This window comes from Zhengella mangrovi, from assembly GCF_002727065.1.
GTDB lineage: Bacteria > Pseudomonadota > Alphaproteobacteria > Rhizobiales > Rhizobiaceae > Zhengella > Zhengella mangrovi.
In genome coordinates this window covers 15,472-27,953 of record NZ_PDVP01000013.1, presented here as the reverse complement: position 1 = coordinate 27,953, position 12,482 = coordinate 15,472, and the positions used below count along the sequence as shown (strand labels likewise).

The window sequence follows — 12,482 nt, the reverse complement described above, 5'->3', positions numbered from 1 at the left end:
TCCGACGGAGCCTCGCTTCCCGCCCATACCCGTCTCTATAAGTCCAAATCATGGTATTGGCTAGTCACCCGAAGTCCAATAGGAGAGAACCTCTGCAAGAGGTCCCGCCGACGCCGATGAAACCGCCCGTTCCCGATTGCCGCATTTGGATTGAAATCGACGATTTCATGCGCATGTTCGACTGGTCCCTGACGCCGACCGGGATCGGCCGCGTCCAGATGGAACTGATCCCTGCCCTGCTCGACCGCCATGGCGACCGGATCCGGCTGTTCCGGCTGGGCCATTCGGCCGGCGACGTGCGCACGGTGAGCCACCGCGAGGTGCGGGCGCTCGTCGCACGCATGCGGGCGCTGAGGGGCGACACGCCGGCCAAGCGGGCGCGCATCCGCGTTGCGCAGGCCCTGCGGGCCGCAAGACGAACGGTCGGCCGCTGGGCATCCGCGGCCGCGCCGGGCGGGCATGCGCGACAATTTGCCACCGACATCCGTCCGGGCGACCTCGTCGTCAACTTCGGCGCCTCCTGGGAAAATCCGCACTATGCCGCGGCCCTCGGTGCCCTGAAGCAGCAGCACGGTTTCCGCTTCGTGCTTTTCGTCCACGATATCCTGCCGGTGTCGCATCCGGGGCTGGTCAGCCCGGTGCATGCGCCGAACTTCGCCCGCTGGCTGACGGCGATGATGCCGCTGTGCGACGCGATCCTGACACCGTCGCGGGCGACCCGGGTGATCCTGGAGGACTGGCTCGCGGAACACGGCATGGCGATCCCGGCGATCCGCCCGGTGCGCTACGGCGACGGTCTCGTTGCCCCGCGCCGCGACGCCGGCATCGCGCCGGTCTGCGAGGCGCCCTATGTCCTTTTCGTCTCGACGATCGAAATCCGGAAGAACCATCTCGCGCTGGTCCGGATCTGGAAGCGCCTGATCGAGGCGCACGGCCGCGACGCCGTTCCTGCCCTGGTATTTGCCGGCAAGCTCGGCTGGCAGATCGCCGACCTCCTGCGCGAACTGGAGGCAACCGGCAGGCTGGACGGAAAGATCAGGGTCGTTGAAAACCTCTCCGACGCCCAGATCCAGGCGGCCTACGACGCCTGCCTGTTCACCGTCTTTCCCAGCCTGTGCGAGGGATGGGGGCTGCCGGTGTCGGAAAGCCTGGCGCATGGCAAGTATTGCATCGCTTCCGATGCGACCTCCATTCCGGAAGCCGGCGGCCGGTTCTGCGACTACTTCCCCCCCACCGACGAAGACGAGGCCTATCGCCTGATCGAACGGGCGCTCTTCGAGCCGGGATTCATCGAAAAGCGCGAGGCCGTGATCCACCGCGAGTTCGCACCCGTTCCGTGGACGCAAACGGCCGACCAGATCGTCGCTTTCTTCGGCGAACTGGACGGCAGGACGGCGAAGGCATCCCTGCAGGCCGCGCAATAGGGCGTTTCCAGCGGCAAGGCGCCCGGGCCGGCCCTCAATTGGTTTCGCGCGCGGGCCGGCTGCGGATCCCGAGGCTTCTCGCCTGGACGGCAATCATCCGCTCGCTGGCCTCGGCCGGCCCGTTGGCATGTTCGAACGCGCTGGAAAACAGCGGCAGGTCCGGGCGCGTCGTCGCGACACAGTCCTTGAGATGGTCGTCGCAGGTGGTCAGGCGGCGCGCGGTATCCAGCTCGTAGAAGGCGTGCTTGTAATTGTTGGCGAAGTAGAGGTTCCGAGGGTGCGCATAGCGGCGGAACATGCTGCGCCCGAGGAAGCCGCCGGCCATCCGGTCCAGGCCGAGATAGTCGAGGATGGACAGGGAAATGTCGGCCTGCTGGAAGGTGTCGTCGATCCGCAGCGGCGTCCGGTCCGGTGAGACCGCGACCATCACGCCCCAGTTCTCGGTCAGGCCATGCAGCGATTCCTCCTTGTCGCGCCTGTTGGCAAGACCCAGCGACGCCTCGTCCGCGGTGATCAGCACCAGCGTATCGTCGAGCTTGCCGCTGCTGCGCAAGCGGTCCACGAAATCGCCCACGGCCTTGTCGGCATAGGCCCAGCTGCGGATTCGCGGTATCTCATCGGGCATCCCGGTGAAACTGTCTGGAATGTTGAATGGGTGATGGGTCGATGACGTGAACAGGGTCACGAACCAGGGCTTGCCGGATTTCTCCAGCGCGTTGATCTCGTCGAACGCAGCCGAATAGAGGATTTCATCGGAGACGCCCCATTGCTGCCTCGGCAGCGAGGGGTCGAACCCCTTGTTTCCGTAAGCGCGCTCGTAGCCGGCCTTGCGGGCGAAGGTGTCCATCTGCATGTAGCTGATGTTCGCCGACTTCATGAAAAGCGTCGAATAGCCCGCGCTGGCCAGGAGCCCCGGCAGGCAGGCGGAGTCCTTCCCGTTCGCGATCTGCGACATCTTGGGCGTCGTATAGGTCAGCGTCGGCAGGTCGCCGCAGAGCGCGCTGTAGATGCCGCGATCGGACTTGCGCTGGGCGGTGATGAACTGCGTGTACGTGATATTGGCGCGGGCAATCTCGTCGAGCCGGGTCATCTTGTTGCGGCTGTCGATCCCGTGAACCGCCGCGACCGACGGGACGAAGGCCCCGCTCGCCCCCTCCATGAAAACGAGGAGCACGTTCTTGGCCCGCTTCTGCGCCGGGCCGAACAGCGGCATGCCGTCCAGGTCGGCCTGGAACACGGCTTCGACCTGCGGAGAATGAAGCAGGGCAGCGTCCAGCGCCACTGCAGGCCGCGTCATGCGCTCGAACAGGTCGCGGAGATTGGTGACCACGAAATCGCGCTGGCGCCATTCGACCACGTTGATGTTCCGCGGGTAGAGTTCGACCGCGAGCAGGCAGAGGAAGGCCACGCCCGCAATGCGCTGCCACTGCCCGGCATCCGGCTTGCGACGGATCACGGCGAGCGACCCGACGAGACCCGCGAACAGGGCTGCGGCAAGCCAGGCATGATGGATGTTGGTTCCCGATCCCGCCATGAAGACCGGCTCGAGGACCTGCGCCGCCTCGACGGCAAAGCTCGTCGAGCCGAACTCGCGCAGGAACTCGTAGTTGACGACGTTCAGCACGACCCACACGCCGCTGGCCACGACCCAGGCAAACCGGGTTTTCCGGGCGAACAGGATCAACAGCACGCTGACCATCAGGCCGACCGCCAGGTCGCTGGCGATCCCGACATGATCGTAGTGACGCAACGGGAGACCGGTTTCGTCCATGTGGAGAAGGCGGAAGACCAGCGGATAGGCCGACAGCGCCGCCAGCACGAGGACGACCGGGATCGTCAAAAACCGTCGGATTTCCAATATCAGCGGCGGGCTCTTCACCGTGTCCGTCCTGCCTTACCAAGGCCTATCGCATGGTCCTACTTACCCTGCCGGCTTACGATTTCCAAGCGAGAGGCCGGAGAGACAAATTGTCCGGCCTGCTTCAGATCGTCTCGCGCACACGGGCCTGCGTCTTTCGATAGAGCGCCAGGTGGCGCTCGAGGACCGGTCCCCAGTCGAAGGGCGCCACGGTGGCACAGGTGTTCGCGGCATGGCTCTGGCGGAAGGCCCTGTCTCCAAGGAAACGGGACATGGCGATGGCCGCCTCCTCTTCCGTTCCGGCGAGGACGCCGGCGCCCTTGCCGTCAAGGATGTCGCGCACGCCGCCAGCCTTCATGGCGACGACCGGCAAGCCGCTGGCAAGGGCCTCGAGCGTCGCGATCGACAGGGCTTCCTTCGTCGCCATGCTGACAAACGCGGCGGCATTCGCGTATTCGCCGCGCATCGCCTCATGGTCCAGCCAGCCGGCGAAGCGCAGCGAGTCCCGCAGGCCCAGTTCCTCGGCCCTCCGTTCCAGCCTGGCACGCAACGGGCCGTCTCCGATCACCGTGAATTCCGCCGCATGGCCAGGCCCGAGCAGTTGCTTCGCCTTCGCGGCCGCCTCGAGAAAGGCAAAGGGACGCTTGCGCGGGACAAGGCGCATCGCCGTGACGATCTTGCCGGCCGGGACGCCGGCCCGCCCGGACCATTTCGAGATGTCGACCCCGTTCGGCAGGATAGACACCGGCCGGTTCGTCAGTTCGCCGATGTCACGGGCGGCGACAGAGGACACGGCGGTAATCTCGTCGGGGAAATGGCGCCAGCGGAAAAGGAGATCGAAGAACCGCAACGGCCAGCGTTCGGCGCCGCGAAACAGCGAATGCTCGGTCAGGATGCTCGCCGTGCCGGTCATCCGCGCGGCGCGGCAACAGGCGAGCGCGATCGGCGAATAGGCGCTGTGTGCATGGACGATATCGTATCCCCCGGCCCTGACGGCCTCCAGGGTGACCGACAGGAGGCGCGGAAGCCAGGCGGCCTCGACGCCGGGAAGCAGCGGGCCGACATCGAGACGGCGCACAGGGATACCCTCGAAATCGGGCATTCCGGGCGTGGCGCAGATGATTTCGATGCTGTGACCGGCTGCCTTCAGACGCAGGGCCAGATTGGCCACCTGCATCTCGAGCCCCCCTCTGCGCGGCCAAAACCAGTCACTGGCCAACGCGATACGCATATTCCGTTTCCATGTCCAACCAGCGGCAGTTCGGGGCAAGGCGCAGCAATTGTGCCTGATCGCGAGCCGTTCTATAGAGTTTTTCCCGATATTCAACGCATGGCGCTGATTTGTTAGCTGGCAACGCAAGTGGATCCGTGATGCGCGTTTCCTACACGATCGACCTGGAGCATGACTGCCCGCCATACCTGACCAGCTACCAGGGCATGGCGGAAGGGCTTCCCAGGCTGCTCGACCTGCTCTCGGCCCGCGGTGTACGGGCGACGTTTTTCGCCACCGGGGACGTGGCGCGCCGGTTTCCCGCGCTGATCCGAAGGCTGGTCGACGAGGGGCACGAACTGGGATGCCATGGCGATACGCACAAGCGGTTTTCGGCCATGTCGGCGGACGAGGCTTTCCGGGAGATCGACGCGTCATCGAGGACGCTGCGGGCGTTTTCCGCCGTTACCAGCTTCCGGGCACCCAACCTCGATTTTCCCCGGGAATACTATCCCATCCTGCGCGATGCGGGTTACGTCCACGATTCCTCGCGGGCGAAATACAAGCGCGGCTCGTTTTTCGCCGGGGCGGAGGTCTTCTCCGGCGTGCGCTCCGTCCCGGCATCGACAACGCCCTCGGCCACGCGGCTGCCGGCCTTCCTGAGCCGGCGGGTGCTTGCCAGCCTGAGCGACCCGGCCGTCCTCTTCTTTCACCCCTGGGAATTCGTCGACATGCGCAGCGCGCCCATCCCGCTGGATTGCCGGTTCGGCACCGGTGACGGCGCACTGGCCGCGCTGGACAGCGCAATCGACCATTTCGCCGATGCCGGCGCCCGCACCACGCTCATCTCGGAGCTGTGAGGCAGGTTCCAGGGCCCGTCATTCCTGCGCGGACCCGGTACCGGCGTTCCGGCCTGTTTCGTGCCTCGCCGACAGGAGACGGTTGAGCGCGATGAACCCGCCGAAAGAGGCAACGAGAACGGCGATCATGACCACGAACGGACCGACGGTGGCGAACAGGCCGCGCTCCGACCATTGCCGGGCGGCGATCAGGACGAAATAGATGCCGACGGCCACGGCGATGACCGGGACGCGCTTGGGAAAGAACAGCAGGACGAAGCGGTTGGGATTTTCCCAGGCCGGGCGCGCGTAAACGCCGAACGGCAGTGTGCAGATGTTGGTGACGACGAAAATGATCGCGCTTGCGGCCAGGAAGAGCGCGGCCAGGGCAACCAGCGTCCAGTAGGTGAAGCCGTCCGGGTCATCCTCCATGCGGGCGCCGAAGGTGCGATGAATGAGGGCGTAGAGCCTTCCATGCCAGCTGCCCTGCCGTGTCTCCTGTTTCATTCCAGATGCTGCCCCACCGCGGTCCGTGTCGATTTCAAAATGGAATATCTATCTGATTTGGCCTAAAAGATACCAGTCATCGATGGGAATGCGACGGGCCGGATCGTGTTTGCCGGCCAATGGTCGCGAGAAGGACTGGCGGGCATGCCCGGAACCCGGAGTTCGGACTTGGAAAGCGCTGAAATCGTCATAGGCGTGGACGTCGGTTCCACGACGGTGAAAATGGCCGCCGTGGACAGCACGGGCGATCATCCGATCCTCTGGTCAAGCTACGAGCGGCACGAGACCTACCAGGCGCGGACCGTGCTGCGCCAGCTGGAGCGCCTGCTCAGCGATCTTTCTCCGCGCGAACCGGAGACCATCCGGATCTTCATGACCGGGTCGGGCGCGGGACCGCTGGCGCCCCTGCTGGGCGCGCAATTCGTGCAGGAGGTCAACGCCCTGACGCTGGCGGTCGAAGCGCTTCATCCCGACGCCGGAAGCGTGGTCGAACTCGGCGGGCAGGACGCCAAGATCGTCATCTACAAGGAAAACCGGGAAACCGGCGAGCGCCAGACCATCGCGTCGATGAACGACAAGTGCGCATCGGGCACCGGCGCGACGATCGACAAGTGCTTCGAGAAGCTCAACATCGCCGAGGACGAGCTGCCGGGCCTGGCCTGGGACAGCAGCAAGCTGCACCACGTGGCCGCGAAATGCGGCGTCTTCGCCGAGACCGACATCGTCAACCTGATGAAATCCGGCGTCGCGCGCGACGAGATCGCGTGCTCGCTCGCCGACGCCGTCGTGCTGCAGAACCTGTCCGTGCTGGCGCGCGGCAATACGCTGCGACACAAGGTCATCCTGCTTGGCGGCCCGATCACCTACCTGCCATTTCTCCAGGCGGCCTGGCGCGAACGCATCCGGGAGAGCTGGATCGAGCGGGCCTATACCTTTCCGCGCGACATCCCGCTGGAAGACCTGATCATCGTGCCGGACAACCCGGTGCTTTACCCGGCCTACGGCACCGCCCTGTTCGGGTTTCTGCAGCCGGAGACCCTTGGCCGCTTCGCGGGGCTGGAGCGGCTGCGCCAGTATGCCGAACTCGGGCAGCGGGCCGGGCTGGAAAGCGTCTCCGGGCCGCCGCTTTCGGCCAATGCGGAGGAACTCGCGGCCTTCCGGCAGGCCTATGCACCGGCACCCTTCCAGCCGCCCGCCCTGAACGGCGAGACGGGCGGCTACCTCGGCATCGACGGCGGCTCGACCTCGTCCAAGGCCGTCCTGATTTCCGGCGACGGCGAGGTGATCGCCAAGCGTTACGTTCTGTCGAAGGGCAACCCGATCGCCGATGCCAAGGCGCTGATGGCCGATCTCGAGGAGGACATCCGGTCGCGCGGCGGGCGGCTGCGCATCGACGGCCTCGGCGTCACGGGTTATGCCGGCGACGTGCTGGAGGCGACGCTGTCGGCCGACGTCAACCTGGTGGAGACCGTCGCCCACATGCTGGCGGCCAAGCAGCACTTTCCCGATGTCGACGTCATCTGCGATGTCGGCGGCCAGGACATCAAGATCCTGTTCCTGGTCAATGGCGAGATCCGCAATTTCCGCCTCTCGAACCAGTGCTCGGCCGGAAACGGCATGCTGCTGCAGGCGATGGCGCGCCAGTTCGGCGTGAAGATGACCGATTACGCGGACCTGGCCTTCGAGGCCCGGCTCGCGCCGAAATTCAACTATGGCTGCGCCGTGTTCCTCGATGCGGACCGGGTCAATTTCCAGCGCGAGGGTTACACGCGCGAGGAAATCATGGCCGGGCTGGCGCAGGTCCTGCCCAAGAACATCTGGCAATATGTCGTGCAGATCCCACGCATGGCCGAACTCGGGCGGAGTTTCGTGCTGCAGGGCGGGACGCAGTACAACCTGGCCGCGGTCAAGGCGCAGGTGGACTACATCCGCGAACGGGTGCCGGATGCCGAGGTCCATGTGCACCCGTTCTGTGCCGAGGCCGGCGCGCTCGGTGCGGCACTGGAAGCGCGCAACGAGGTGCTGCGGCGCGGCAAGAGCCGGTTCATCGGGCTCGAGATGACCGGGAAGCTGACCTACACGACCCGTAACGACGCCTCGACGGTCTGCGATTTCTGCACCAACCACTGCCAGCGCACGTTCACGATGGCCGAGACGCCGGACGGGCACACGACGCGATTCATCGCCGGTTTTTCCTGCGAGAACGGCACCGTGGCCTCGAAAGGGGAACTGAAAACGATTGCCCAGCGGCGCAAGGGCCTGCAGCGGCAGTTTCCCAACATGGTGGAACTGGAAGCCGAAGCGGCGTTCCGGGAACCGGCCACGGCGTCCGAACTGCCGGCGGACGGCACCCTGATCGACGACATCAAGGTGTCGCGGACGATCCTCGGAGCGGTCCGGCGCAAGGCGATCAGGCGCGGCTTCATGCGCTCGGACGCCGATGCCGCCCGGCGCCGCGACACGGTCCGGATCGGCATTCCGCGGGTCCTGAGCATGCATTCGACGGGCCCGTTCTGGCGCGCCTATTTCCAGACGCTGGGGCTGCGGCCGGAAAACGTGGTGTTCTCGACCGAGACCAACGAGGAACTCTGGCTCAAGGGCGGCAAGTACGGATCCGTCGACCCGTGCTACCCGGCCAAGGTCGTCCAGGCGCATATCCACCAGTTGCTGGCCGGTGAATCCGACCGGCGCGGCAAGGTGGACTACATCTTCCTGCCCGGCCTGACCCACATCCCTTCGTTTCTCGAATACACCAAGGATTCGGCCTCGTGCCCCATCATTTCCGGAGCCGCTGCGGTCAACCGGGCGGCGTTCACGAAGGACGTCAACTTCTTTCAGCGCGCCGGGGTCGAGTATGTCGACCCGTCGCTGACGCTGATCGAGCCGAACTACCTCAAGGCACAGATGTTCGACTATTGGGGCGGCCGGCTGGGCGTCAGCCAGGACGAGAGCGACCATGCCATCGACCGGGCCTACGAGGCGCTGGCGCGGTTCGAGAGCGGCCTGCAGGCCAAGGGGCGGAAAATCCTCGACAGCCTGGAGAAGGAGGGCCGGATGGGCCTGCTGCTCCTGGCGAGGCCGTACCATTCGGACCGTGGCCTGAACCACGGCATCCTGGAGGAGTTCCAGGCGCTCGGCTACCCCATCCTGTCGATCCGCTCGATCCCGAAGGACCAGGACTACCTGGAGCGCTACTTTGCCGGCGACCTGGCCGACGGGCGCATCCAGTCGGTCCACGACATCAATGACGTCTGGCCGGAAGGCTACTCGACCAACAGCGCGGAAAAGGTGTGGGCCGCCAAGTTCGCAGCGCGGCATCCCAACCTCGCCGTCCTCGACCTATCGAGTTTCAAGTGCGGACACGATGCGCCGACCTACGGCCTCATCGACAACATCATCAACGCGGCGGGCACGCCCTACATGGCGCTGCACGACATCGACGCGAACCGGCCGAGCGGATCGATCAACATCCGCGTCAAGACCTTTGCCTACACGCTTGCCCGCCACGAGCGGAAGCTCGCCGAAACGGCGAGAGCGGCGATGGCCAGCGTCGGTCCAGCCGCCGCGGCCGAATGACGCCAGCACATGGTGTGCGCCATCGCGGCGGCTTGTCGCCGCGATGAAAATCGAGGTAAAATAAACCGGTTGGCAGTTCACTTGCGGCTGCCGGGACTGGGAAGTCCATGTGCCCTGCCAGGTCTTGCGAGAAGAAACACGCCGATGAACCAGCGTCCCGAGTTACGGCAATTCGTTGAACCGGACGATGGCGTTCACGGCCGGGTCCCCGGTGCGCGCAGCGATGCCTCCGCCCGGCCCGTTCTGCCCGACCTTTCGGCCGGACCGTCCTGCCAGAGCTGCGCCGGCGAGGCGAAAGCGGCACCGCGGCACTGGTTCGACGCCAACCCGCAGGGTTTCACCCGGGCCCAGCGCGAGCATACGACCCTGCTGTTCGGCGGGCTGACCCAATCGCAGGACATCCTGATCGGCGGGGCGCTGGAGGGACTGGGCTACAAGGTCCGCGTGCTGGATACGCCGGACAACGACGCGCTTCGCTTCGGCAAGGAATTCGGCAACCGCGGCCAGTGCAACCCGACCTATTTCACGGTCGGCAACCTGATCAAGTACCTGCGCGACCTGGAGGGCAAAGGGCTTTCGCGCCAGGAGATCATCGACAATTACGTCTTCACGACGGTCGGCGCGTGCGGCCCCTGCCGCTTCGGCACCTATGCCACGGAATACCGCAAGGCGCTGCGCGATGCAGGCTACACCGGTTTCCGCGTGCTGCTGCTCGACAACAACGGCGGCCTGCGCCAGGCCTGCGGCGACGACGTCGGCCTCGTCCTGGACCGGGTGTTCATCTTCGCGCTGATCAAGGCGGTGATGATCGGCGACATCCTCAACGTGATGGCCTATCGCATGCGGCCCTACGAAGTGACGCCGGGTGCAACCGACCAGGCGGTGGAGGCGTGCCGCAAGATCCTGCGCGAGGCGCTGTCGAGCGGGCGGAATTCCCTGCGCGCCATGCGGCGCTGCCGCACGGTGCTCGACACGGTCGAACTCGACTGGATGCGCGCCAAGCCCAAGGTCTCGATCATCGGCGAATTCTGGGCGATGACGACGGAAGGCGACGGCTGCTACCACCTGCAGCGCTTCCTGGAGCAGGAAGGCGCCGAGGTGGACGGACAGATGGTGATGGCCTGGGTGATGTACCAGGTCTGGCAGAACCGCTGGGACACGCGGCGGCGCATGATGCTGCGCAAGTCCGACCACGCCCGGATGGGACTTGGCGACAAGGACGAGCGCAAGCGGCTCGTGCAGCTCTGGATCGCCGAGAAGGCGCTGAAGGCGGCCTTCCATACCTATGCCTGGGCGATCGGCCTGCGCCATGCCCGGCTGCCGGACATGGACGAGATGGCGGAGCTTTCCAACCGGTTCTACGACAACCACATCCGTGGCGGCGAAGGCCACATGGAGGTCGGCAAGCTGATCCAGACGGCGCTGTACCGCAAGGCGCACATGGTGATCTCGATCAAGCCTTTCGGCTGCATGCCGTCTTCGGGCATCTCGGACGGCATCCAGTCGCAGGTCAGCGAGCTCTATCCCGATGCCGTCTTCTGCGCCGTGGAAACGACCGGCGACGCGGCTGTGCTGCTGCATTCGCGGGTCCAGATGCAGCTTTTCAAGGCCCGCGAGATGGCCCGGTCGGAATTCGCGCGCGCCTGCGAGGAAACCGGTCTCGACGCGGACGAGGCGCGCCTCCGGCTGAAGCGGGCCGGGCTGAACAGCGTCAGCGGCTATCGCTGGCGCAAGCGGACGGCAGCAACGGCCGTGGCCCAGCTTCATGCCGTTTCCGGCGGCTGGATGAAACGCCCGCTGGCGGCAACGCGCCGTCTGCTCCAGACGCAACCGATCAGCTGAGCCAAGTCCTTATGATCATCGAGGCCCTCGTTTCCCACGTCGTGCGGTTCGGCAAATGGGCGTTCGTCCAGCTTTGCGAATCCGGCGTCTCGCCGAACCAGATCACGCTGATCGGCCTGTTCCTGATCATTGCGCACAGCACGGCCTACGTCATCACGCGCGACCCCTACTGGCTTGCCGTCGGGCTGTCGCTCTCCTTCACGACCGACGCGCTGGATGGCGCGGTTGCCCGCTACCAGGGCCGTTCGACGCGCTTCGGCGGCTATTTCGACGCCACGATCGACCGATACCAGGAGGCCATCGTCTATTTCGCCGTCGGCATCGTGACGGGCTACTGGACCCTCCTGTTCGTGATCCTCTTCGGATCGATGATGATCAGCTATGCCAAGGCGCGGGTGGCGCTGGAAAGGCCGACCGGGAACAAGGACTGGCCGGACTACCTGCAGCGGCCGGTGCGCCTGTGGTTCCTGCCGGTGGCCCTTTTCGCCGAAAGCGTCCTGAGCTTGCCGGCCATGCTCGGCGGCAGCCCCCTCTACGCCGGCCTCGTCATCCTGGCGGTGCTCACCAATTTCACCGCGTTGCAACGCATCCTGCGGGCCTATTTCTTCCTCAGGCCTTCGAGCGAGCTGACCGGCGGACCCACCACCTGAGCGGAGGCGGCAGGCCATGTCCGCGCACAGCCGAGAGCCGACCTTCCGCGAAATGGTGCGCAGGCCGCACCAGGCGATCGCGCTCGCCTTCGGGCTCGGGCTCTCTCCCTACGCGCCCGGCACCGCGGGGGCACTCGGGGCAATCCCGCTGTTCTGGGCGCTGTCCTTCCTGCCGTTGCCGATCCAGCTGGCGGTCCTCGCCGCCCTGATCGCGATCGCGTCGTGGGCCTCGGGAAAGACGGGCGACGATCTCGGCGAGCACGATCACAACGCCATCGTCATCGATGAAACGATCGGAATGGCCCTGACGCTGCTGGTGGCACCGGCAAGCTGGACCGGCTGGCTGGCAGCCCTGATCCTGTTTCGCGTTTTCGATATCGTGAAGCCATGGCCGGTGCATATTCCCGACCGGCAGGGCACGTCCGGCTTCGCGGTCATCCTCGACGACATCCTGGCGGCCGGCTGGGCCATGCTGATCCTGGCCGGCTGGCATGTCCTCGCCACCCGTTGGCCGGCGTCCGCGTTGGGGATGTGACGGATTTCCGGCGATGTTCCGGCGAACCGCCGATGCCTGAA

The 12,482-nt window shown here is 65.7% G+C and carries 9 protein-coding genes; 6 read left to right on the top strand and 3 right to left on the bottom strand.

What is annotated here, in order from left to right; genetic code table 11:
- The first annotated feature begins 116 nt into the window (after positions 1 to 116).
- The gene (locus tag CSC94_RS17585; protein WP_165784492.1) at positions 117 to 1,424 is read left to right on the top strand and encodes a glycosyltransferase family 4 protein; all 1,308 of its coding nucleotides are present in this window, start codon (positions 117 to 119) and stop codon (positions 1,422 to 1,424) included.
- Positions 1,425 to 1,458: 34 nt separating this feature from the next.
- Here the strand turns inward: CSC94_RS17585 and CSC94_RS17580 are convergent, their stop codons facing one another.
- Positions 1,459 to 3,264: an LTA synthase family protein gene (locus CSC94_RS17580; RefSeq protein ID WP_099307684.1), complete on the bottom strand. Its 1,806-nt coding sequence runs from the start codon at positions 3,262 to 3,264 to the stop codon at positions 1,459 to 1,461.
- A gap of 142 nt (positions 3,265 to 3,406) precedes the next feature.
- Positions 3,407 to 4,459, bottom strand: a complete 1,053-nt coding sequence (locus tag CSC94_RS24275) for a glycosyltransferase family 4 protein (protein ID WP_165784491.1) — start codon at positions 4,457 to 4,459, stop codon at positions 3,407 to 3,409.
- Positions 4,460 to 4,653: 194 nt separating this feature from the next.
- Here CSC94_RS24275 and CSC94_RS17565 point away from each other — a divergent pair, with 194 nt between their 5' ends.
- Positions 4,654 to 5,352, top strand: coding sequence for a polysaccharide deacetylase family protein (locus CSC94_RS17565; protein ID WP_099307683.1), 699 nt, complete (start codon positions 4,654 to 4,656; stop codon positions 5,350 to 5,352).
- Positions 5,353 to 5,370: 18 nt separating this feature from the next.
- On the opposite strand, the gene CSC94_RS17560 is transcribed toward CSC94_RS17565, so the two are convergent.
- Positions 5,371 to 5,838 (bottom strand): hypothetical protein, encoded by a 468-nt coding sequence (locus tag CSC94_RS17560; protein ID WP_099307682.1) that lies wholly within the window; start codon positions 5,836 to 5,838, stop codon positions 5,371 to 5,373.
- A gap of 168 nt (positions 5,839 to 6,006) precedes the next feature.
- On the opposite strand from CSC94_RS17560, the gene CSC94_RS17555 reads away from it, so the two are divergent.
- The 4 genes from CSC94_RS17555 to CSC94_RS17540 all read left to right on the top strand — a co-directional run bounded on the left by CSC94_RS17555 (position 6,007) and on the right by CSC94_RS17540 (position 12,441).
- The gene (locus CSC94_RS17555) at positions 6,007 to 9,414 is read left to right on the top strand and encodes a BadF/BadG/BcrA/BcrD ATPase family protein (protein WP_099307681.1); all 3,408 of its coding nucleotides are present in this window, start codon (positions 6,007 to 6,009) and stop codon (positions 9,412 to 9,414) included.
- 144 nt (positions 9,415 to 9,558) lie between these two features.
- A complete protein-coding gene (locus CSC94_RS17550; protein ID WP_099307680.1) occupies positions 9,559 to 11,256 on the top strand; it encodes a 2-hydroxyglutaryl-CoA dehydratase in 1,698 nt (565 codons plus the stop codon).
- 11 nt (positions 11,257 to 11,267) lie between these two features.
- On the top strand, positions 11,268 to 11,906 hold the full coding sequence (locus CSC94_RS17545) for a CDP-alcohol phosphatidyltransferase family protein (protein WP_099307679.1): 639 nt from the start codon (positions 11,268 to 11,270) through the stop codon (positions 11,904 to 11,906).
- 16 nt (positions 11,907 to 11,922) lie between these two features.
- Entirely contained in the window at positions 11,923 to 12,441 is a 519-nt protein-coding gene (locus tag CSC94_RS17540; RefSeq protein ID WP_099307678.1) for a phosphatidylglycerophosphatase A family protein, read from the top strand.
- Positions 12,442 to 12,482 lie beyond the last annotated feature (41 nt).